Source organism: Pseudoalteromonas sp. OF7H-1 (assembly GCF_022347825.1).
Taxonomy (GTDB): domain Bacteria; phylum Pseudomonadota; class Gammaproteobacteria; order Enterobacterales; family Alteromonadaceae; genus Pseudoalteromonas; species Pseudoalteromonas maricaloris.
In genome coordinates this window covers 199167-220548 of sequence record NZ_JAKRFX010000002.1, presented here as the reverse complement: position 1 = coordinate 220548, position 21382 = coordinate 199167, and the positions used below count along the sequence as shown (strand labels likewise).

The window sequence follows — 21382 nt, the reverse complement described above, 5'->3', positions numbered from 1 at the left end:
CAGAATCTTTATACCTTGTTTCACCCCATAAGCATAGTCGAAACATCATGAGTTTGTTAAAAAAAACCCATTACATTCAGTTTTTTTGTTTGTTCGCTTATTTTATAGGCGTTGACTATGGTTATTGTCAGCAATATGACAACAAAACTTTAGAACAAAACGCAATAGAATTTGTTGAACCGAATGTAGAGCAAGATCCCGATAGTCAGCTGTCACTGACTGCTATACCACTTGATTCAAGAATTCCAGCACGGGATTGTCAATCGCCATTACAATATAGTACAGCGATGGCTCCACCTTTTGATACTCAAGTGACAGTTCAAATTAGATGCAACGATACCCTCAGCTGGACTCAATACGTCCACGTACGTATCGATCACCTCTTCCCCATATTAGTTAGTGCAACCATGTTAGAAAAAGGCCGTATTATTCAAGATGAAGATGTAAAAATAGAGTATCAGCCAAAACGTTTTCGCAGAGTTTCTTATATAGAAGATAAGTCAATACTAATAGGCAGTCGCAGCAAACGTAATATAAGAGAGGGCCAAGCCTTTACCCAAGCCCATATTTGCATGGTCTGCAAAGGCGATACTGTGACGATTATTGCTAAATCAGGTGGACTCGTGATAAAAACTCAAGGAGAAGCACAGCAAGATGGCAACCGTGGTGAACTTATTAATATTAAAAACTCTCGCTCTGGCAAAACCTTACGTGCTAGAGTAATAGAAGTGGAAACAGTAGAGGTGAATTTATAAAAAATTTGCTAAAGTAATACTACTAAACGCCGATAACAAGGCTGAGAGTATAATTTTATTGGGTCTACAATCATGGTTAATCAAGTTAACGGTCAGAATCAGTCTACATCCGTTGCTAATAATGTTAAGCAACAGAAAGCTGAATTGCAAAGAAATGATGCCAATAGCGCATCAGTTAAATCACCAGCTACACCGAAAGCAGCGGCGGATTCAGTCAGTCTGACTCCACAAGCGCAACAGCTGAAAACAGTCAACGAAAAAGCGCAGCAATCATCAGGCTTTGACGACAAGAAAGTCGAAGAACTGAAAAAAGCGATAGCAGAAGGCAAGTATCAAGTTGACGCGGAAAAACTCGCCAAAAACATAGCTGCATTTGAGTTCGAAATATATGGATGATTTGGTTCGGCTTTGCCACCACAAACTTTCAGAACAAATCTCGACGCTAGAAGCGATGACCCAGCTTCTAGCGCGTGAGCTTGACGAGCTTGCGTCCCGACGTGGCGACAATTTAAAAGAAATCGCTCGTGAAAAGCTAACTCTCATTTCAAAACTGCAAAAGCTCGACAATGAATTGTCAAAAACTGAGTCTCACGTCTTTGAACACAATGAAGTAGCCCCGCTCGTCGCTAAAGTGCGAGCATTACTCAGTGAGTGCCAAACCAAAAATGAAATCAATGCTAAAACGGCTCATCAGGCCAATGTAAGCACACGTGAACTAAAAGGGATCTTAATTGGCGCACCAACTTCGATTACATATGGTCAGGATGGTAGTGTGAAAAGTAGCGACAGTGAGTTAGTACGTAATCTAAAGGCGTAGCCACGCCAGCCATATTTTAGTTTTGAAGAACAACCGAAGTGAAGCGCATTAAGTAAGCAACATGCGATGGGTGCTTACTTAAAGCTGTAAGATATCTTCTTAATTTTCTGCGGCTTGACTTGAGTAATATACAAATCATAAACGCGTTTCATATCAAGCTCTAATTCCGTAGCGTAAGTATCACCAACAGCGTAACTTTTCAGCACCTTAGCTCCTCGTACGAGTCCATTTACTTGGCTCTTAAGGCCGTCGTTTTGGGCAATAGCACCTTTTACCGTAATAGTGGATGTCAAATTCTGGCCATAGAGTTGCTCAGCCAATTCTCGATAGGCTTCTAATTTTGAGACTTTAATGGCCATCAGCTGCTTCTCACCCGCAGTTTTACCCGGCTGAGCACTCAAAGGCGCGTACCCCACTGCCCGTAAAACAGGAAAGGTTTCCGGTTGCACCGTTTCATATTCAATGTGCTTGTCAACGAGGCTTGAACAGCCACTGAGTCCCGCTAGCGAACAAACCATAACAACTGCACTGATAGAATTAGTGATACGCATTTCACCACACTCCGCTACAATAAATACCAATCAAAATTTAACACTTCCCCAGCATCGTGGTCTCGCAAGGGTTGTTGTGGTTTCATCGAGTATTGGCAATAAATAAAAATTAACTTTCATGATCTATGATTATGCACGAACCTTGCCAAAATTTGGCACAGGTATTGCTGAGTTAAAGAGTAGTTTTTGATCTGGGCATTTAAACATGAAAAAGCAATTCACGATCAGTCTATCACTGTTGTGCATCACCTTAACTAATCCAGCTTATGCCGAATGGTTTGAAGTGACCGGCATGGCTGACGTTAAAAATGGCGATCATCAAAAAGCCAAAAGAAAGGCCGTAAACGACGCCATCACACAAGCATTGCTGTTTTCTGGTGCTTCTGTGAGTAGTGTACAAACCGTCACCGATGGTGTGCTCACCCAAGATCAACTTAAGATCCGCTCAAATGCCGAAATCCAAAGCGCCAACGTGATTGCTGAAGCAAAAGTCGGTGATTCATGGCAAGTAACATTGCATATCGATATTACCCCACAAAGTACTCAGTGCCCAACCAGTGCTTACAATAAACAGGTTGCAGTCACACAAAGCCAGCTAAAAAATAAACATCAAGCAACTTTAGGTCAAATTTTTGACATAAATAAAGCCGTGAGCGAGCGCCTATATCAAACAATGACTGAACAAAAGTCGAGCATAGAACCCGTTCCCTATTTTGCACAGACCATAGATGTTAGCCGCTTTTTCAGTCAACGTTTTGATTATAATGAGCAGCTAATCGAGACCATTACAGCAAATACCAACAGCCAATTTGTACTACTGAGTCAAATTACTGATATTGCTAGTGTCGATAAACTTAATAGTGACCTCGCATTTTGGCAAAGCGATAAATACTTAAGAAGCTTCAAGGTAGACTTTGCGCTGTTTGATGCACTTTCTCATGAAAGGGTGTGGCAAAAACAATATGCCACTCAAGGCGTATGGCCGTTTAAGAAAACCAGATTAATCGATGTGTACAGTGAGCGCTTTTGGCAGACAGATTATGCTGATGAGATCCAAACCACGCTGACACAAATCGCAACTGATTTAAACGCAGCGGTCGCCTGCTTACCAACCAATGGCAAAATCCTACATATCGATGATGAACAAGTCGTAATTAATTTAGGCCGTATGCATGGCTTAGAGAATGGCCAGATCCTTAACGTAGCGCATAGCAATCCGCTGACTAATGTCGATGGTAAAGTGTTTATGCATCAAATTAAAACCATCAATAAACTGCAAGTGATCCAAGTGAATGCGCAAAACGCCATTGCAGTAAATATCAGCAATCGCCCACTTCACAATGTGCAAATTAATGATTTGGTTGAAATTCAAATAGAAAATGAAAATGAGTTTGAACTGTAAGTGCTGAGCCTTCCTGTAGCAAAAGGCAAGATTTTCGATGACTTTACACCCTCTGCATCATGCTTCCATCACCCATTTACTTTGGTCATTCCACGCAGAAATGAATACCAATGGCGTCCCCAGTAGGAATCGAACCTACATCTAAGCCTTAGGAGGGCCTTGTTTTATCCATTAAACTATGGGGACAATCTCTAAAGTCAGATGACAATCGCCTTTTTTGACCTTCACTAGCGGGATCTGCGGTACTTAATACCAATGAAAGTCTGAAGTTGTCGATTCTCTGTTGTACTGCATCTCAGTGACTTCGCTTTAGTATACTGATCTTAATGAACTTTTAAAGATTAATAGTCAATTTATTCGCGGTAATAAATGAGGTGGTTCAGTAGATGAATACGCAGCAGTTAAGACCCACTACTGCGCTATCAGTTACTTTGCTTGAGGTGTGAATAAGAAGTAAGATAGTTCTTCGTTTAATAAAACCTAAATGGTATTTCTTTAAAAAACGCTATTTGAAGTACTACCTTGAAGCGGTCGCCTGATCATCAAGGATAAAATACGGGATGGTCACCACCGTGCTTGCAATCACTAGGTTAGTGTTAAACTCTAACAATCTTGCATTTACCTCCACGCCTCGTGGACGATAAACCATAGTGCCTGTGAGCAAATGACTGGGCGATTGCGTGTTTTTCAAGCGGCTTGCGTTACGCGAAAAAGTCAAATCACCACTGGATGTCACTTCAATTTTCCCCAATGCTTTAAAGTCTAATGCTTGATAACCCAGCTTTTGCATTTGATGCATTAAAGACTCAGCCAATTGGTTTCCTAGCTGGTTTGTATCCCTTAATGATTCATTAAAGTTGACAAAACTGGCTACCGCTATCGACTCAGGCTTTTGCCCTAACACAGTATCTGACAGTTCCAACGCAATTTGATTGGCGTAGTTAGCAATTTCTTTGCGATGACGATAGCTAATGAAGCCAATATCTTGCGATACCACGGCGTATGAATCTTCATTACGCTCTTGCTCTTCCATCATGGCATATAATATTTCCATATCGGATTGCTGCGTTTCTGTAGGTTCGGAAGCCGCCTGCTTTGTCATTTCGCAGCCACCGAGTAATGCAAGTGTCGTCGCGAATAGCACTACATTTTTCATCATCGCCTCCGAATTAGTTCGCACGCTCTATACGAATGCCATCGTATGCCGCACCATCTTGTAGGGCGTTAACTACGTTTTGCGGTAAAAAGCCTTGAGCAGAACCCACGACACTTTTACTTCTAAGCCCAACCACTCTGGCATTAACCATAACTCCACCCTGATGATTCACCAAAGTACCACCTAGCACGTACAAAAAAGGATGGTCGTCAGATAGCTCTAAAAAGTCACGGCTAAAAATAAAATCGCCTTCAGGTGTCACCCGGATATAGTCTGTTGTTTTAAAGTCCACAACAGGGATCCCAAACGCATGAAGCTCATGGATAAAGCTTTCAGCCAACTGATTACCCAGCAAGGAGCCTTTATCAAATTCTTTATCTAAAAATACAAAGCTTGTCACTGCTACCGGTGTTTTCTCATTCACGTGTTTCAAGTTTGCAACCATGTCTTGCATAATAGACTGGACATAGTGAGTGACATTTTTACCAGCCATTTGCTGAGAAACAGAAAATTGCTTCATACCGTTTGGATTACTTTGATACATCGAAGATTTCTCAAAGCCATTACGCACGGGCTCAGCCTGAGCATTATCCACCGCAAAAAAGTTACTCTGAGCACAGCCAACCATCAATGAAAGCGGCAAAACCAAACTTAATACTTTTTTCATTACTTTCATCTCCACTAATATTGGCTTCGTATAATCTGACCGTCACGATTTGTGACACGCTCCGTACCCCACATCACAGCTTTAGGAATGCTGATTGATGCGGCTGAGACGGCTCGATTATGTAAGGTATCAACCAGCCTCGCATTGACCAAATAGGTATCTCGACTTTCTACGATTGTCCCAACCACCACGAGGTCAATTTTCTGGCGCTGATTTAGCACATTCAATTCTCGACTTAACATACTATCGGCAGAACTTTGTAAAGATAAAGCGTTTCTGAGTCGATATTCCACGACATCTGCCCCCATTTGACTTAAATGGGTCATGAGGGATTCTTGCAAGGCCACGCTCAAGCCTGAACCTTGCCCAGCAACGGTATCATCCAGCTGATTAGCCTTAAAAAAACTCGTCACAGCAAGCGTTGAATTCGGCTTGAACGGCCGTACATACTGCCCAAGTTCCGCGGCTAACTGAGCGCCAAACCCATCTAAGTCAGGTAAGATTTCTTGCTGCTGGGTCGCTTCTCTTTTGCCAACCTGTTGGCTGTTTGTACACCCCGCCAACAACATAATCACTATGAGTGCTAGATATTTCATTTCACCAAGCCCACGATAAACTTATTGGTTAAAATGCAAAATACGCACCAAGTTTTAAAGTCGATGACTGGTGTAATGGCTAACCAAACAGCTTAAACCTGCACGCTTAAGCTGCTGGCAACCTTTGTATGCAGAGGCCTTATCTGCAAACGCACCTAATTTGAGCCGATAATATTTCGTATTTTGAATATCTATTTGCTCGATATTCACTTCGCTTGTTGCAAAGTCTTGCGGTAACTTATCCTTGAGTTGCTCGTAGGTTTGCCTAAGCTTGGTATATTCCGTTGTAGAGGCCAATTGAATTGCAAATTCAGCCATCTCTACAGGCTGTTCTTGTTTCTCGGTAGGCTTTGTTTTTTGCTCTATCACTTGCTCGGGTTGCTCTGCTAAAAGCTCGGCATCCTTTTGCTTTGCAAGCGAATTTGATAGTTGTATCGCAATAACATCTAAATCTTCCTGCACTTCTTCAAACTTAGCAACCTGCTGTTTTAGCGCTCTGAGCTGCTCTACTTCTTGTTGTAAGGTGCTTACCTGCTGTTCCAGTAAAGATAACTGCTTCTTCATTTGTAATGAGTCAAGTTGACTCTTGCTCGCAGTTGCTTGGCAACCACTTAACGCAACGAAACTGAGTATAATGAGATGCCACTTAATTGATTGCATTGTTTTCTCTTTCATAAATAGTTAAGGCTTCCACCGTGCAAGAAACTTTGAAGGGAAATAGATTTTGGCAAATATTTGCCGCATTTTGTGTGGCGTCATCTCTTAATATAAGTAAATAAGTGGCGTCGCCTTCTTTTTGCGCATACCCAAAACCACCGCTTAATAACGCGGGATAACGCTTAGCCAAAATCGCCGCATACACTTTTAATATCGTTAATGTCTTGAAGCGTCCAACTACAGCAAACTCTTGCGTGGTTGCGCGCTGTCGTTGTAATTCGTGATTTACATCAAGCAGCAAGTCTCCCTCTGCACTTAACTCCACTTCTATCTGTTGAGTACTAGCTACCGCGAGCCTTTTCGCATCACTTATCGCTGTACGGTAAGTCCCTGGCTTCAAACTAGTAAATACATAGTAGCCGTCATATGCTGTCTGAGTGCGAGCGACTTCGTTACCCGTTTCATCAAGTAAACTCACGGTGGTGAACCCTGCAGGTCGGCGCTCAGTACCCTCATTGATTTCAACAATACCTTCAACTTCCGACGAGTTTACAAATGGTATTTCAACATATTCAATATGACCGGGTCTTGGAGTGAATGAAAAGCCATCGTTCGCAGGAATTAAAAAAGGTTCGGGGATCGTTTCTTTGTCAACAATAATATCTGTTCGTTTGTAATTAACCATTGCGGGTAATAGAGCCACACCGTCGTCGTCAGTTTTACCTTGTGCAAAGTTTTGTAATGCTTTTATAGTTACCCCCTTCAGCGGTAACTCCCCATCGTCAAGATAGCCGTTATTATTTTGGTCGATAAAAGTACGAACCATCAAAGAGCCAAACTGCGACAAGCGCTTTCCAGTTAAAAAAACCTGATCTACGGTTTCGCCCGCTCCAATACTTACTTGTCCAGAAAGGCCTACTTGCCAGTTATCATCATTATCGTATTGCAAGTCTGTTAACAACCTAAATTTATCATGGTTCCAGCTCAATCCGAATTCGGTTTTATAGTAATCTGCAGCAAAGTCTTTGTATAAGGTAATGCCAAGATCAAGCTCAGGATTTAGCTCTTTGCTCAACTCTAGCTCAACGGCTGTAATTTCATTAGAAGGTTTTATGTCATACCAAGTAGTAAAACGACTATATATCCCAAAAATCCTTCGCTGCCAGCGCAAGTAGCCACTCACATCGCTGGCTTGATTTGCCTGCTCTTGCCACACAAATTGGTTACTGAAAGTGCCCCAATAATTACCCGTACTAAACAGTAGCGACGCTTGCTCGGTGGTGTCTATATTAGCTCTATTAAGCTGAAAGTATTCAGCACGATAGTAAATCTTAGCGGCATCAAAAAGAGACCAATCTCCCGCCGCCGTTAATTTTATCTCGGTCGCATTTTCATCCCGTTCTAAATCTTCCTTTAGCTCAACTTTAGCACCTACCTGCTGGCCAAATAGACGGGTTCGAGTATTTGCAGAGAGACGCTGGTTCAATTCGCTCTTACTATAGTCAACATCCAGTAATAGTCGTTTATTAATATTGGTGTTAAACCCTGTAGAAAAGTACTGTTCTGAGGCGCTATTTTTCACACTTTGACGATGCTGCAAACCTGCATACACCGCAAAGTCTGTCGTAAGACCGTAGTCAAAGCGGCCATTTACTTGCCAGCTTGACTTCCCTGATGCTGCGGTCTTGTCGCCCAGTATACTTTTGCCCGTCTCAGTAATTGATACGGCAAAAAAGCCTTCATCTTCGTTTGTGGTGCTCTGTTCAACATAATAGGTCTGCACTTCTTTTGATACTTGACCTTGACCTCCATACATCACTAGTTCAAAGGTATTTTCGCCAAATAGTAAATCAATATTTTCAAACTCATAGCGCCCAGATTGGACATTATTTTCTTGCCCTATTAGCAATCCATTTCGATAAAGCTCTACGTCCCACCCTACCTGAACTGGACCTGAGATGACAATGCGCTGACGGTTCGTACGCCTATCTAGCGGCGCGTTACTGAAGCTCACTCCTCGCCCTTCTTCATTTAGCGCATCGACTCCAACTTGAACACTCTGGACATCACCGAGCGATACCTTGGTAAAATTCCCAAACGGTAAAACATCGGCCTTTTTAGAAGCACGGTTGAGGGATAATCGTGAGCGATTAATCACATCACCCTCTCTACCAGCAATAAAATACTGAGCTTGCCAATAGGCGATGTCTTGCGAACCAATAAGGGAATAAGACGTCTGACGAATGTCTTCAGTCAGCTGCGTATTTATCTGAGCATCCAGCACTGGTTTACCGATGCTTCGATAAGGACTTGGTCGCCACGGTAATGTTGCGCTAGCATTGCGGTCAAAACTGACAACCTCTCTTCCTAATCGCTGTTGCTGTGCTTCTATTGGCAGAATTTGCCTACTTTTAACCGTAAGAGATAAATCCTGTATATCGGTAAACAGGCTCACATCGAATAAGGTCGCAACGATATAATCGGCGAGAAATACCTCACCATTGATAACTTGAACGTCCTTATCACTCAATTGCGTTCGCTGGCCTTTGCTCTCAACTAAATGCGCTTTGGCATTAAGACTAAAGGTGTTTTCAGGAGTGAAGAACCAGCCATCAAAAGTTCCTGATACATCTTCTGATACCACAAACCCCAAAGCTGAAAACAAGCTCAAGAGTTCCACATTGACGCCTTGTTCCGACGTCACCGCGATCACTTCACCTAAATATAAATTTCCTTTATAGGCGGATAAAAACAGTTCCGTACCAACATCAACCCGAGAGACCACCCGCTCACTTTGCTGTATCGCAAGTTTTGCTTTCACTCGTTCAACCCGTTCTAATAGCTGTTGCAAAGTATCAACCTGCGATGCCATAGCTGGTTGATAGCATAGCATGCCTATTAGTAACGCGCGCCAAATAACGTGGGCTCTCATTACGTTCGCTTACCCTAAACTACAAAGATACCGAATCATCTACAAAGGTGCGGTCAGTGTACTCATCATCACCCACATACTTGATTAAGACCTTGCCTGATGGCCCGAGCTTGATTGCAGGGTCTATCGAGAATTCTACACTCCTTTGATTAAGCTCTGGATATACGGCAAACTTATTTAATACTCCGATCCGCACTGGTTTAACGTCATTTTTCCCCTGCCAATAAGCGGATAATTCGCCAAAGCTACTATATTTCCCAGTTCGATTAAGTAGTACCGTAATTGCCTGACGACCATTTTTTGCGTTGCTTACAATGACATCCTCAAGCTGTACTTGCGGGTTCGCATCACCAACTCGTAGCATCACCGGAATGCTATAACTCATCAGCACGTCAATATTGATACCTTCTTGCAGCTTGCCTTTATTATTCGGCAGCTCCCTAAAGAGCAAATGTGAGCGATACTCTCCTTGTTCCATATTCGCCTTTCTGCGCACAGCCAGCTTTATTACCTGACGCTCACCAGGCCCCAGTGTTACTTGCCTAGGTGAAATACGGATGAAATGGCTTGCAGCCATAGGGTTCATTTTTTGCTCGGCAAAGTTGGCATAACCACCTTCTTTAAGTGCTAGCTTCTCTTGAAATTCAAGTCGATAAGATTTGGTCACATCACCATTATTAATGATTGTAACCCTCTCAATTCTCTGACGCTCTTCGAAAGCAACCCGTGTTGGGGTGATCATCAGATTGGCGCTTACTTTACAGCAACAAAACAAAAGCAGCGTTAATATTAATTTATTCATAATTTAGGGCCTGTTTATCTTTCAAGTTTGTTTTTGCAGCAGTTTGATTGCCATTTATACAAGGCAGAGCCTGCGTAGCATAGTTATTCTATGTGAGTCAGGCGATAACACAGTAGAAATGCCAATCAAGCACTGCCCTTTGGGTTCCCCTGAGTGCGCTTTGTTCATTGTTGCTCAACTTTTGCTTAGATTACTAGGCGGCAAGTCGAGCGCCGCGACCAAAACCCACTCAGGGGAACAAAAATCAAACAGCAAAGGTCAACAGACCCTAGTAAGACAAAGTTATTTCAACGTTCAAGGTTTGCACCCCATCCGATAGCGATTTACCGTTGCCAGCAAAACGCAATTGACCACCGACCTTAAACTCACCAGACCCAACACTATCGGTGTAAATCGCCTTCTCGTGATATAGCTCAGTCAATTGGAAGGCATCGGATGCACCAAGATTCCAATAGCCAAACCAGTCATTGTAAACGGTAGATTGGACGCTAATTTGGCGATTATGAGGAAAATCGGTCAAGAGGATTTCTGCCGCATGACCAAACTCTACGAATAGAATATTGCTTGAGGTTTGTGGCCTAACATTAGGTTCTATCGTCACTGTGCCTACGCTATTTTGGTCAATAATCGCAATAGTGCCAAAGCTCAATTTCTTAACGACCGATATATCTTGAGCTTTGGCCAAGTGACTGGCAAAAAGCAATGCCAGTACCATGTAACGCCACATGTTTTAGTAAGCGATTTCGATATCAACTTTACTGGTGTATACACCACCGCCATACGTGTCTGTTCCAGAAAGTGCTTTCGTACTTAACGTCGCACCAACTGAAAGCGTTGCGGCACCATTTGCATCAACCCTAAACTTGTTGTTTGTCACTTCACTGTTAGGCTGCGCACCGCTTACCACATAAAACTCAAAATCCTTTAAATCAAAAGAGGCATTACCTACGCTATCAACCGTAGTTGCGGCTGGAACCGTAATCGTTAACTCAGTATTTGGCGCGGCATCGGTGATATTGATAGAGCCAGCTCCACCTGTACTAATAAGGTTTATTATTGCATCGCCAGTATTCTTGATTTCAGGATCGGTCAATGTTGGATCCGCCTCAATCTTTATAGTGGCGACATCCGCTGCATCGCCCTGCACTCGAATGATACCGAAATCAAGCGGATCACCGGCTTCAGCTGAAAATAAGTTTTTAACTTCTACTTTTACTTCAAGACGAGCAGTATCCTTAGCAATTGCTGAAGAAGTAAGTAAAGCAGCGGAAATAGAGCTTGCAATAAGCGCAGATTTAATCAGTGTTTTCATCTTTAAATTCCTTTAGAGGTCATTTTATCATCACCGCAATACCGTTTTTGGTGACTTACTGTTTATCGTTCCCAAATGGGAAAACTTTAGTAAAAATTAAAGCATTAATCTTCTACAATCAATGCTTTGGATAGAAAATAGTCTACAGTAGACTTTTGCTTCTTGAGTTGATCTTAATCCTGAAACTGTTGCCCAATCTCGCATTTCAAACGCTTGAATTTGCAATTCTGCCTCAGAAAATATACTAGGAAACTTTCGCTTTACTGCCGCTAATAGCGCTTGATGCTGCTCAACTTGAGGCATGGAATTGATAGATAGGGGAAACAACTTGAGTTGAATTCCAGTCGTTTGATTCGCCTTTTGTTTACTCGCTGAATAACGCTTAACCTCTACGTCAGTATTCGATGTTGCTTGGATATTATTGACGCTTGCTTGAGACTCTAACAAAGTCAGCAAGTTTGTGAGATCCTGCTCTAACGAGCTCAATCGCTCAATACTTTTGAGCTGCTGCTCACTTAACAGCGAAGGCTCTTTAGATGAATGACTACAGCCACCTAAGGTGATTAAAGAGCCGAGTAGTAAAAATTTAAAAAACCGAATATCCACAATAAGTTATAACAAAAATCCATTTTCTGCTATGGTACATAAATCGCGGTAAATAACCAAATGCTTTTACCGCAAATATCGGTACATTTAACTTTATGTAATTACCTTTTAGCAATTAAATCGATAAGAGAAGCAAGCTCAGTTGAATACTCTTCTCTTCGCATCGCATGCTCAACTATCGCTTTTAAATAGCCAATTTTACTTCCGCAATCATGGCTTTTTCCACGTAGCGAGTATGCATCAACTTGCTCTCGCTCCATCAACATGGCAATCGCATCGGTCAATTGAATTTCACCACCAGCACCTAGCGGTGTTTTTGCCAAAAGTGGCCAAATAGATTTATTTAACACGTAACGACCAACAACAGCTAAGTTTGAAGGTGCACTTTGCAGTTCAGGCTTTTCGACAATAGACTGCATCGCGCCTGACTCTCCTTGCGCGAGTGCCGCTCCTCCCAAGTCCACAATACCAAACTGAGAAACGAGTTCAGGCGCTACCGCTTCTACCATCACTTGGCTATTACCTGACGCTTTAAAACGCGCGATCATATCAGCAAGATTATCTTTTGTTAGATCGCATGCAGCGTCATCGACTAATACGTCAGGCAGCATAACCACAAAGGGCTCATCGCCAATCACAGGGGCAGCGCAATTGATGGCATGACCAAGACCTCGAGCCTCACCTTGACGCACATGGATCAGCGTAACGCCTTTGGGGCATATAGATTGTACTTCCTCTAGCAATTGACGCTTCACCCGTTTTTCCAGTGTCGCTTCCAGCTCAAAGCTCTTATCGAAGTGGTTTTCAATTGAGTTTTTACTTGAATGGGTTACCAGTACAATTTCTTTGACGCCAGCCGCCGCAGCTTCATCTACTACATACTGGATCAGAGGCTTATCGACAATTGGCAACATTTCTTTTGGAATGGCCTTCGTCGCGGGTAACATGCGAGTGCCAAGACCCGCCACTGGAATAACGGCTTTCATAAATGCTCCTAAATCGCGACCGGTGCTTTTATATGCGGGTGACATTCGTAATTCACCAACTCAAAGTCTTCAAACTTAAAACCAAATATGTCTTTTACTTGAGGGTTGATCTGCATTTGCGGCTTCGCAAACGGCGCTCGGCTTAGCTGCTCTTCAACTTGTTCCATGTGGTTTAGGTATAAATGGGCATCGCCGAAGGTATGTACAAAATCACCCACTTCTAAGTCACAAACTTGTGCAATCATCATCGTTAACAGCGCATAGCTTGCGATGTTAAAGGGCACACCTAAAAAAATATCCGCACTGCGCTGATAAAGCTGACAGGAAAGCTTGCCATCTAATACATAAAATTGGAATAACGTGTGGCAAGGTGGCAACGCTTGTTTGCCCATCGCTGCGTTTTCTTTCGGTGAATAGTTAGTATCAGGCAAAAGCGCAGGGTTCCAAGCACTCACAATCAGACGACGAGAGTCAGGGTTGGTTTTGATTTGCTCTACAACATCTTTGATTTGATCTATCACTTCACCATTTGGCCCTGTCCAAGAGCGCCACTGGCTGCCATAAACTGGCCCTAAGTCCCCGTCATCCGTTGCCCAGCCATCCCAAATGCTAACGCCATTTTCCTTTAGGTATTTGATGTTAGTATCGCCTTGCAAGAACCAAAGTAGCTCGTGGATAATCGAGCGTAGATGACACTTTTTCGTCGTTACAAGCGGAAAGCCTTCTTGCAAGTTGAAGCGCATCTGGTATCCAAAAACACTCACTGTACCAGTACCAGTGCGGTCTTCTTTTTTTGTGCCATTATCACGCACATGGCGCATCAGTTCTAAATATTGCTTCATTGTTCGCTACTCTTTAACTTTTAACTTGCCCGGTAGATGGGTTGCTACCTTCTCGCTTATATGCCCACACCATAAGGATAGCGCCTGCAATCACCATAGGGAGAGATAAGATCTGACCTTGAGAAATAAAGCCACCATATAAGCCAATATGTGCATCTGGTTCACGGAAATACTCGATTGAGAAGCGGAAGACACCGTAACCGGCTAAAAATAGACCTGCTACACTGCCCGCTGGGCGCGGTTTCTTCCTAAACCATACCAGCATCACAAACAATACCAACCCTTCAAAAAACGCTTCATAAAGTTGTGATGGGTGGCGCGGCTGTGGTCCGCCCGTTGGGAAAATAAATGCCCAAGGAACATCCGTTACGCGACCCCATAATTCGCCATTAATGAAGTTACCGATACGACCAGCAAAAAGCCCCACAGGCACCATAGGAACGACAAAGTCACCTACCGATAAAATCGAACGTTTGTTTTTAAGCGCATACACGATAATCGCCGTGATAACGCCCAATGCGCCGCCATGGAAAGACATACCGCCTTGGTCCACCCTAAACAAATAAAGCGGGTTTTCAATAAAATGAGAGAATTGATAAAACAACACGTAACCAATTCGCCCGCCCAAGATCACGCCGAGCATACAGTAAAAAACTAGGTCGCCAACTTGGTCTTTATTCCAACCAGAGTTTGGTTTTTTTGCTTCTTTCCCTGCCCACCACATGGCGAACATAAAGCCGATCAAATACATTAATCCATACCAACGAACACTTAACGGTCCGATGGAAAAAATCACAGGGTCTATCTGTGGAAACTGCAAAGCCATAGCCTTTCCTTAATTCATTAACATATTGCCAGCGATAACAATGAGTAACGCCGCAAACACTTTCTTAATCGTTGTGACTGGTAAGTGGTGCGTAGCTTTAGCACCAATAGGCGCCATAAACCATGAAGTTGCCACTATACCAAACAAAGCCGGTAAATAGACAAAACCTAAAAATCCATGTTCAATATCCACATGTTGGCTGCCAGAGGCGATATAGCCAAAGGAGCCAAAGATAGCGATAACAATACCACTGGCAGACGCACATCCTATCGCTTTTTTCATATCAACAGAGAAAAATGTCAGTAGTGGGACGATTAATGCTCCCCCGCCGATACCAATCATTGCAGACAGCGCCCCCGTTACCGAGGTTAGCATCGCAAGTATCGGTCCTTGCGGTATAACTCTGGTTGATTGTGGCGGTCTTCTGGAACTCCACGCCATTTTCAATGCAATGCCCACAACACTAACCACAAAAATAATTCTGACCAGTTTTTCAGGCAACATCACTGCGGCAAAACCACTACCCAACGCGCCGACTGCCACACCTAACATCACCCATGGAGCAATGTGCCATGGAACATTGTCATTTTTATGATGCGCTTTGGCTGAAGATGTCGAAGTGAAAATAATGGAGGCGAGAGACGTCGCGATTGCAACTAACACCACTTGATCTGTGGGTATAACATTAAATTTGGTCAAGATGACAGATAAAATAGGGACTATCAGCAGCCCGCCGCCGATACCAAGCAGACCTGCCAAAAAGCCAACTGCACAGCCGAGCAAAGCGCAAAGTACAACGATGAGTATAATAGTTTCCATCAACAAGCTCTTATTCTTATAGCGCCGTAATGGTAGCGTAAATAGCTTTAAGAAGCACCCTTTGCTTGGTGGCTGGTATAGAGTAATTCTGCAAAATGATGCTCAATCATAAATTCTTTAATAATTCGACGCACTTGCTTAGATGACGGCTGTGCTAAACAATTTTCAAGTAAAGCTTCCATATCCGTTACTCTCAATCTACGTAACACCCATTTCACTTTGTTCAGTGATGAAATATTCATGCTCAAACGGCGATACCCCATTGCAATAAGCAAGATTGCTCCCTCAGGCTCACCGCCTAACTCTCCACATAGGCTAAAAGGCAGCTCGTGTAATTCACACTGCTGTGCAATCTGGTTTAACACTCGCAATACACTGGGATGATAAGGGTCAAAAAGATCCGCCACTTGTGCGTTGGTTCTATCAACGGCTAATAAATATTGCGTCAAATCATTACTGCCCACAGAGCAAAAATCGATTTTTTTCGACCACTCAGGTAACAAGTACACGCTAGACGGTACTTCAAGCATTACGCCGATTTCTGGCCGATCAATGGTATAAAAAGGATCAGCCCATTCGTCTTGCAGCTCAAAACAAGCCTGCTCAATGAGTGCCATCGCTTCATCTATTTCCTCACTATGGCCCACCATAGGCAACATGATCTGTAAATTGCCAAGACCCGCGTTTGCTTTGATCATGGCTTTGATTTGATCCAAAAAAAGCTCGGGATGATCCAACGATACACGAATGCCCCGCCACCCTAAAAAAGGGTTTTCTTCTTTGATATCAAAGTAATCTAGAATTTTGTCGCCACCGATATCTAAAGTCCGCATCACTACGGGCTCAGGGTGATAACGTGATAGCACCTCGCGATACCAGACTTCTTGCTCCGATTGTGTTGGGAATTGGCCTTTTTGCATAAACCAAGACTCAGTACGATAAAGACCAACGCCATCGCAATAACTGGCGCTTAATGTCTCGGTCGAAAGATCGAGCCCAGCATTTAAGAGTAAATTTATACGCTCACCATCGAGTGTAATAGGCGGCAAATCATGTTCCGCTTCAAACTTATCATGCAGAATGTTGTCTTTACGTTTGATTTCAACGTACTCATTGACCAACATTTGCGAAGGCGAAATATAAAGCCGCCCAGAATACGCATCCATGATCATGGACTTACCATCAAACTGTAATAATGGAATGTCTTCTATGCCCCAAATAGCGGGGACGCCCATCGCGCGAGTCAGAATGGAAGCATGAGAGTTGGCCGAGCCATGCACACTGACTACCCCTTTGAGCTTTTCTTTTGGTACTTGCGCTAACATAGTCGGGGTCAAGGTATGGGCGATTAGAATCGTATTATCTGGATAGTGTTTAACAGCTTGCTCAGTCGAGACTAAATGTTGGAGCACGCGCAGGCCAATATCATTAACATCAATCGCACGCTCTTTGATATAAGGGTCACTCATCATATCAAACTGAGCCACAAGCTTTTCGATAACAAGCTTTAGCGCGGTTTTTGCGTTCCAGCCTTGTTGTATCTCAGACTCAACTTGTTTACCTAAACTCTTGGCATCCAAAAGCTGTTGGTAAACCTCAAACACAGCTACCGCTTCTTTTGGAATATCATCACTCAGAGTTTTGGCTAAAATATGAAACTCTTGCCGAGTCGCGGCCACCGCTTGATGAAACAGCTGAATTTGCTGCTGAATATTGTCACTATGCTGCGGTTCAATACTCGCAAAATCAATATGGGGTAACACCACATAACCATCACCTAAGGCAATACCTGGTGCACTCGATACCCCTTTTAACACTGAGGTTCTGTGACTGCTTGCATCTTGTTGAAGTAAAGTTTGAATTTCGGTGTTGGCAAGCTGTGAAGCCAATTGCGCTGAAAGCGTAATAAGAAAGGACTCTTCATCATGGCTAAATACACGAGCAATCTTTTGCTGCACCACAATAACCCCAAGTACTTTACGCTGATGTACAACGGGCACTGACAAGAAAGCATTGTAGCCTTCTTCATTAACCTCAGGTGACAATTTGAATCTTGGGTGTGATTGGGCGTGGGCAACGTTAATTGGCTCTTCACGCTGGGCAACAAGACCGACTAGGCCTTCGGTAAATCCCATTCGGAACTTTCCGATTGCTTCAGGGTTTAAGCCATCCGTTGCCATCAAGATAAAGTTATCTTGACTGTAATCGGCAAAATAAACTGAGCAGCATTCAGTGTGCATGGCATCTTTGACCATAGTAACAAAGCAATTTAACGCGCTTTGTAGGTCACTTTGCTGTGCCACTGACTCAGCAATCGATCTTAACGTTGCTAACACCTGCTGCTCCTATTTTTATCGTTTTGTGCGCCAGAAATCCTTTTGCCCTTGCTGTTCACGTTTACCAAATGGCATCGCAAACGGAGCGAATTCCTTCATCACTCGACGATAGACATCACGCTTAAACGATACAACTTGACGTACTGGATACCAATAGCTGACCCAGCGCCAATCATCAAACTCAGGGTGATGCGTACGTAATAAGTCTACGTCTTCATCTTTACACCTAAGTTTCAATAAAAACCATTTCTGCTTTTGCCCGATACAAACTGGGCTTGAATCTCGTCTAATTAACCTTTTTGGTAGTTTGTAACGTAACCAATGTTTAGAACTTGCTACTATTTCAACATCTTCTGGCCTAAGTCCAACTTCTTCATGAAGTTCACGATACATCGTTTGCTCAGGTGTTTCCCCTTGATCTATTCCGCCTTGAGGAAATTGCCAAGAGTGTTGTCCGTAACGACGGGCCCAAAAAACCTGCCCCTGATTATTACAAATCACTATTCCGACATTGGCACGAAACCCTTCGGCATCAATCACCTTAGTGCCTCATTTATAAGTCGATTTTTAATGATTGTTCCACAACTCCCGCGTCACGGCAAATTTAATTCCATTCTATACCTAAATTATCTCAGCATACTCTCAAGTTACCCACAACTTGTGCATAACTAAGTGTTTTCCAGTTCAAATTACGAACAAATCCACAATTACACACTTAAAACCTCAGGTTTTCCACATATTCTGTGGATAATTATGTTTATAGTCTTGTATTTATCCAAAGCCATAAGATTTTCAAGCCACTCCGTCTGTAGCAAAATAAAAATAACTTCATATTTATCATATAGATAATAAAGTTATTACTTTAACCATATGGTGAAATAACAAGCCGAACTTAAGTTGAGCGCAAAATAACCAACTTACTTCACCACATGATTTCTTTTATAATCGTGTTTTTAAGGGATAGACTCAGGAGTATCGCTTGCCACCAGTTACACCACCACACTCTGTGGGCGAACTTATGCAACGCGTTGAAAACATAGCCGGTTTAACATTGGGTGAACTCGCTCAGCAGCTCTCGTTTAAAACACCACACGACTTGCTCAAAGAAAAAGGCTGGGTAGGACAACTCATAGAAGCAGCCTTAGGTGCCACCGCGGGCTCAAAGCCTGTGCCTGATTTTGAGCATATTGGCGTTGAACTCAAGACTTTGCCAATAAGCTATCAAGGCAAACCGCTAGAGACCACCTATGTTTCTGTCGTGCCGCTGACTCAGTTAACAGGATTAACGTGGGAAGCGTCGAGTGTTAAAAAGAAATTAGCTCACGTTCTTTGGCTACCCATATTAGCCGAACGAGAAATTCCTTTAATAGATAGGGTTATTGGACACGGCTTCTTATGGCGGCCGGATGCGCATCAAGAACAGTTGTTACAAAGAGACTGGGAAGAGCAAATCGAGTTAATCGCTACGGGTCAAGTAGAGCAAATCTCAGGGCATCTTGGCGAAGTCATGCAGATAAGGCCAAAGGCGGCAAATGCCAAAGCGCTCACCGACGCCATAGGGCCGAACGGTAAAATAGTGCAAACTTTGCCAAGAGGTTTTTATTTGAAAATCAATTTCACTCAATCGATATTAGCGCAAGAGTTTGGTGCTTAAAAACACTGTTGACTTTTTGTACAAAAAGTACAAATGTAACACAACCAACATCTTGTATAGATTTGGTTAACATTTATATTTTTATAGAAGGAGACGACAATGAAATTAAAGTTCAACAAAAAATCGATTAAAGAACTTAGTGTGAACAAAACACTTGCTACTAAGATGACGCCGGCTGTTGCTGGAGGTAATGGTCCTGCAACGATGGATGATGCTTGTAATTCACTTCAAGTCTGTTGGACATTTAGAAATGGCCAAGCAAATTGTGAGATTTGGGGCGACGACCGCTAGCAATAAAAAACGCCAGTAGCTAAACTGGCGTTTTTTTACAATACATCAAGTAATGCTAATTACTGACCTTTGATTTCACTACGACCTTTGTATACCGCTTTTTCACCTAGCGCTTCTTCAATACGTAGTAACTGGTTGTACTTAGCTACACGATCCGAACGACAAAGTGAACCTGTCTTAATTTGACCTGCCGCTGTCGCCACTGCTAAATCAGCAATGGTAGCGTCTTCAGTTTCACCAGAGCGGTGTGAAATAACGGCAGTAAAGCCAGCATCTTGCGCCATTTTAATAGCATCAAGCGTTTCAGACAGTGAACCAATCTGGTTAAATTTAATCAAGATTGAGTTACCAATGCTTTCTTCAATGCCACGCTTTAAAATCTTAGTGTTAGTAACAAAGAGATCATCACCCACTAGCTGAACTTTATCGCCAATTTTATCTGTTAGGACTTTCCAGCCAGCCCAGTCGCTTTCGTCTAGGCCATCTTCGATTGATACAATTGGGTAACGTGCTGCAAGATCGGCCAAGAAGTCTGCAAAACCTTCCGAGTCGAATGCTTTACCTTCACCCTTTAGGTCATACTTGCCATCGACATAAAACTCAGACGCTGCACAGTCAAGTGCTAGTGTTACGTCTTTGTTCATTTCGTAGCCAGCTGCTGCAACCGCTTCAACAATCACTTCTAGCGCTTCTTCATTTGATTTAAGGTCTGGAGCAAAACCACCTTCATCACCAACAGCAGTGTTCAGGCCACGAGACTTAAGTACGTTTTTCAAGCTATGGAAGATCTCAGCACCCATACGTAGTGCTTCACGGAAGCTCTTTGCGCCAACAGGCTGAACCATAAACTCTTGAATATCAACGTTGTTATCCGCGTGCTCACCACCATTGATAATGTTCATCATCGGAACTGGCATTGAGTACTGACCTGCTGTACCGTTGATGTCTGCGATATGCTCGTATAGCGCCACGCCTTTGTCTTGTGCAGCTGCTTTTGCTGTTGCTAGAGATACCGCAAGGATGGCATTCGCACCTAGTTTTTCTTTGTTTTCAGTGCCGTCTAAGTCCAACATGATTTGGTCGATTGCACGTTGCTCTAGCGCGTTTTGACCTTCAAGTGCTGCCGCGATTTCGTTATTTACGTAGTTCACCGCTGTTAATACACCTTTACCTAAGTAACGAGACTTATCACCGTCACGTAGCTCTAGTGCTTCACGGGTACCCGTAGATGCACCTGATGGCGCACATGCACGGCCCCATGCACCTGACTCTAGGTGTACGTCCGCTTCTACTGTTGGGTTACCGCGTGAGTCCATAACTTCACGGCCAATCACTCTAACGATTTTTGACATCTTGATTCCTCTTATTCCCAAAG

Annotated in this window: 23 protein-coding genes and 1 tRNA gene; 6 read left to right on the top strand and 18 right to left on the bottom strand. The window is 43.1% G+C overall.

Translation table 11 applies throughout. The features are described from left to right. Positions 1 to 47 precede the first annotated feature (47 nt). The 3 genes from flgA to MHN30_RS03080 all read left to right on the top strand — a co-directional run bounded on the left by flgA (position 48) and on the right by MHN30_RS03080 (position 1572). Positions 48 to 755, top strand: a complete 708-nt coding sequence (gene flgA / locus MHN30_RS03090; RefSeq protein ID WP_130164502.1) for a flagellar basal body P-ring formation chaperone FlgA — start codon at positions 48 to 50, stop codon at positions 753 to 755. A 72-nt stretch (positions 756 to 827) separates the two neighbouring features. Continuing rightward, positions 828 to 1151, top strand: coding sequence for a flagellar biosynthesis anti-sigma factor FlgM (gene flgM / locus MHN30_RS03085; protein ID WP_010369298.1), 324 nt, complete (start codon positions 828 to 830; stop codon positions 1149 to 1151). After that, entirely contained in the window at positions 1144 to 1572 is a 429-nt protein-coding gene (locus MHN30_RS03080; protein WP_045961738.1) for a flagellar protein FlgN, read from the top strand. Before flgM ends, MHN30_RS03080 begins: the two co-directional genes overlap by 8 nt. A gap of 74 nt (positions 1573 to 1646) precedes the next feature. On the opposite strand, the gene MHN30_RS03075 is transcribed toward MHN30_RS03080, so the two are convergent. Then, on the bottom strand, positions 1647 to 2123 hold the full coding sequence (locus tag MHN30_RS03075) for an LPP20 family lipoprotein (protein WP_039492591.1): 477 nt from the start codon (positions 2121 to 2123) through the stop codon (positions 1647 to 1649). Between the two features lie 205 nt (positions 2124 to 2328). Between MHN30_RS03075 and MHN30_RS03070 the strand changes: the two genes are divergently transcribed. Further along, complete coding sequence (locus MHN30_RS03070) at positions 2329 to 3525, top strand: flagellar assembly protein T N-terminal domain-containing protein (protein ID WP_130164503.1); 1197 nt, start codon at positions 2329 to 2331, stop codon at positions 3523 to 3525. Positions 3526 to 3636: 111 nt separating this feature from the next. Here the strand turns inward: MHN30_RS03070 and MHN30_RS03065 are convergent. From MHN30_RS03065 to rppH, 16 genes are all read right to left on the bottom strand, one after another. Continuing rightward, positions 3637 to 3711, bottom strand: a tRNA-Arg gene (locus MHN30_RS03065). 331 nt (positions 3712 to 4042) lie between these two features. After that, the gene (locus tag MHN30_RS03060; protein WP_239358163.1) at positions 4043 to 4684 is read right to left on the bottom strand and encodes a FlgO family outer membrane protein; all 642 of its coding nucleotides are present in this window, start codon (positions 4682 to 4684) and stop codon (positions 4043 to 4045) included. Positions 4685 to 4694: 10 nt separating this feature from the next. Then, positions 4695 to 5348: a FlgO family outer membrane protein gene (locus MHN30_RS03055; RefSeq protein ID WP_017218092.1), complete on the bottom strand. Its 654-nt coding sequence runs from the start codon at positions 5346 to 5348 to the stop codon at positions 4695 to 4697. 14 nt (positions 5349 to 5362) lie between these two features. Further along, on the bottom strand, positions 5363 to 5944 hold the full coding sequence (locus MHN30_RS03050) for a FlgO family outer membrane protein (RefSeq protein WP_010369312.1): 582 nt from the start codon (positions 5942 to 5944) through the stop codon (positions 5363 to 5365). A 54-nt stretch (positions 5945 to 5998) separates the two neighbouring features. Beyond that, positions 5999 to 6604 carry an SPOR domain-containing protein gene (locus tag MHN30_RS03045; RefSeq protein ID WP_130164504.1) on the bottom strand — a complete coding sequence of 202 codons (606 nt, stop codon included), beginning with the start codon at positions 6602 to 6604 and terminating at the stop codon, positions 5999 to 6001. Next, the gene (locus tag MHN30_RS03040) at positions 6591 to 9533 is read right to left on the bottom strand and encodes a hypothetical protein (protein WP_239358154.1); all 2943 of its coding nucleotides are present in this window, start codon (positions 9531 to 9533) and stop codon (positions 6591 to 6593) included. Before MHN30_RS03040 ends, MHN30_RS03045 begins: the two co-directional genes overlap by 14 nt. 19 nt (positions 9534 to 9552) lie before the next feature. Next, the gene (locus MHN30_RS03035; protein ID WP_188249491.1) at positions 9553 to 10335 is read right to left on the bottom strand and encodes a fimbria/pilus periplasmic chaperone; all 783 of its coding nucleotides are present in this window, start codon (positions 10333 to 10335) and stop codon (positions 9553 to 9555) included. Positions 10336 to 10603: 268 nt separating this feature from the next. After that, positions 10604 to 11050 (bottom strand): DUF4402 domain-containing protein, encoded by a 447-nt coding sequence (locus MHN30_RS03030; RefSeq protein ID WP_239358142.1) that lies wholly within the window; start codon positions 11048 to 11050, stop codon positions 10604 to 10606. Positions 11051 to 11065: 15 nt separating this feature from the next. Continuing rightward, a complete protein-coding gene (locus MHN30_RS03025; RefSeq protein ID WP_010369323.1) occupies positions 11066 to 11647 on the bottom strand; it encodes a DUF4402 domain-containing protein in 582 nt (193 codons plus the stop codon). Positions 11648 to 11743: 96 nt separating this feature from the next. After that, entirely contained in the window at positions 11744 to 12253 is a 510-nt protein-coding gene (locus MHN30_RS03020) for a hypothetical protein (RefSeq protein WP_045989513.1), read from the bottom strand. 101 nt (positions 12254 to 12354) lie between these two features. Continuing rightward, positions 12355 to 13239, bottom strand: a complete 885-nt coding sequence (gene galU, locus MHN30_RS03015; RefSeq protein WP_069018732.1) for a UTP--glucose-1-phosphate uridylyltransferase GalU — start codon at positions 13237 to 13239, stop codon at positions 12355 to 12357. An 8-nt stretch (positions 13240 to 13247) separates the two neighbouring features. Further along, positions 13248 to 14081, bottom strand: a complete 834-nt coding sequence (locus tag MHN30_RS03010) for a thymidylate synthase (RefSeq protein WP_069018731.1) — start codon at positions 14079 to 14081, stop codon at positions 13248 to 13250. A gap of 13 nt (positions 14082 to 14094) precedes the next feature. After that, positions 14095 to 14907, bottom strand: coding sequence for a prolipoprotein diacylglyceryl transferase (gene lgt / locus MHN30_RS03005; protein WP_017218100.1), 813 nt, complete (start codon positions 14905 to 14907; stop codon positions 14095 to 14097). Positions 14908 to 14916: 9 nt separating this feature from the next. Continuing rightward, on the bottom strand, positions 14917 to 15726 hold the full coding sequence (locus MHN30_RS03000) for a sulfite exporter TauE/SafE family protein (protein WP_010369329.1): 810 nt from the start codon (positions 15724 to 15726) through the stop codon (positions 14917 to 14919). A 47-nt stretch (positions 15727 to 15773) separates the two neighbouring features. Then, positions 15774 to 18062, bottom strand: a complete 2289-nt coding sequence (gene ptsP, locus MHN30_RS02995; protein WP_017218101.1) for a phosphoenolpyruvate--protein phosphotransferase — start codon at positions 18060 to 18062, stop codon at positions 15774 to 15776. A 15-nt stretch (positions 18063 to 18077) separates the two neighbouring features. Next, complete coding sequence (gene rppH / locus MHN30_RS02990; protein WP_010369331.1) at positions 18078 to 18602, bottom strand: RNA pyrophosphohydrolase; 525 nt, start codon at positions 18600 to 18602, stop codon at positions 18078 to 18080. 439 nt (positions 18603 to 19041) lie between these two features. Between rppH and mutH the strand changes: the two genes are divergently transcribed. Then, positions 19042 to 19716 carry a DNA mismatch repair endonuclease MutH gene (gene mutH / locus MHN30_RS02985; protein WP_239358126.1) on the top strand — a complete coding sequence of 225 codons (675 nt, stop codon included), beginning with the start codon at positions 19042 to 19044 and terminating at the stop codon, positions 19714 to 19716. A gap of 99 nt (positions 19717 to 19815) precedes the next feature. Beyond that, positions 19816 to 20007, top strand: coding sequence for a hypothetical protein (locus MHN30_RS02980; RefSeq protein WP_010369334.1), 192 nt, complete (start codon positions 19816 to 19818; stop codon positions 20005 to 20007). Positions 20008 to 20066: 59 nt separating this feature from the next. Here the strand turns inward: MHN30_RS02980 and eno are convergent, their stop codons facing one another. Continuing rightward, a complete protein-coding gene (gene eno / locus MHN30_RS02975) occupies positions 20067 to 21359 on the bottom strand; it encodes a phosphopyruvate hydratase (protein WP_130164511.1) in 1293 nt (430 codons plus the stop codon). Positions 21360 to 21382: the final 23 nt, after the last annotated feature.

What these genes read in the sequence shown, in the direction of transcription:
- MHN30_RS03070 (WP_130164503.1), top strand. Translation starts at nt 2,329, where the DNA reads ATGAAAAAGCAATTCACGATCAGTCTATCACTGTTGTGCATCACCTTA.
- MHN30_RS03050 (WP_010369312.1), bottom strand. Translation starts at nt 5,944, where the DNA reads ATGAAATATCTAGCACTCATAGTGATTATGTTGTTGGCGGGGTGTACA.
- MHN30_RS03025 (WP_010369323.1), bottom strand. Translation starts at nt 11,647, where the DNA reads ATGAAAACACTGATTAAATCTGCGCTTATTGCAAGCTCTATTTCCGCT.
- flgM (WP_010369298.1), top strand. Translation starts at nt 828, where the DNA reads ATGGTTAATCAAGTTAACGGTCAGAATCAGTCTACATCCGTTGCTAAT.
- MHN30_RS03075 (WP_039492591.1), bottom strand. Translation starts at nt 2,123, where the DNA reads ATGCGTATCACTAATTCTATCAGTGCAGTTGTTATGGTTTGTTCGCTA.
- MHN30_RS03080 (WP_045961738.1), top strand. Translation starts at nt 1,144, where the DNA reads ATGGATGATTTGGTTCGGCTTTGCCACCACAAACTTTCAGAACAAATC.
- MHN30_RS03035 (WP_188249491.1), bottom strand. Translation starts at nt 10,335, where the DNA reads ATGAATAAATTAATATTAACGCTGCTTTTGTTTTGTTGCTGTAAAGTA.
- MHN30_RS03000 (WP_010369329.1), bottom strand. Translation starts at nt 15,726, where the DNA reads ATGGAAACTATTATACTCATCGTTGTACTTTGCGCTTTGCTCGGCTGT.
- MHN30_RS03045 (WP_130164504.1), bottom strand. Translation starts at nt 6,604, where the DNA reads ATGCAATCAATTAAGTGGCATCTCATTATACTCAGTTTCGTTGCGTTA.
- MHN30_RS03030 (WP_239358142.1), bottom strand. Translation starts at nt 11,050, where the DNA reads ATGGTACTGGCATTGCTTTTTGCCAGTCACTTGGCCAAAGCTCAAGAT.
- galU (WP_069018732.1), bottom strand. Translation starts at nt 13,239, where the DNA reads ATGAAAGCCGTTATTCCAGTGGCGGGTCTTGGCACTCGCATGTTACCC.
- flgA (WP_130164502.1), top strand. Translation starts at nt 48, where the DNA reads ATGAGTTTGTTAAAAAAAACCCATTACATTCAGTTTTTTTGTTTGTTC.
- MHN30_RS03060 (WP_239358163.1), bottom strand. Translation starts at nt 4,684, where the DNA reads ATGATGAAAAATGTAGTGCTATTCGCGACGACACTTGCATTACTCGGT.
- MHN30_RS03010 (WP_069018731.1), bottom strand. Translation starts at nt 14,081, where the DNA reads ATGAAGCAATATTTAGAACTGATGCGCCATGTGCGTGATAATGGCACA.
- lgt (WP_017218100.1), bottom strand. Translation starts at nt 14,907, where the DNA reads ATGGCTTTGCAGTTTCCACAGATAGACCCTGTGATTTTTTCCATCGGA.
- MHN30_RS03055 (WP_017218092.1), bottom strand. Translation starts at nt 5,348, where the DNA reads ATGAAAAAAGTATTAAGTTTGGTTTTGCCGCTTTCATTGATGGTTGGC.
- MHN30_RS02980 (WP_010369334.1), top strand. Translation starts at nt 19,816, where the DNA reads ATGAAATTAAAGTTCAACAAAAAATCGATTAAAGAACTTAGTGTGAAC.
- eno (WP_130164511.1), bottom strand. Translation starts at nt 21,359, where the DNA reads ATGTCAAAAATCGTTAGAGTGATTGGCCGTGAAGTTATGGACTCACGC.
- MHN30_RS03040 (WP_239358154.1), bottom strand. Translation starts at nt 9,533, where the DNA reads ATGAGAGCCCACGTTATTTGGCGCGCGTTACTAATAGGCATGCTATGC.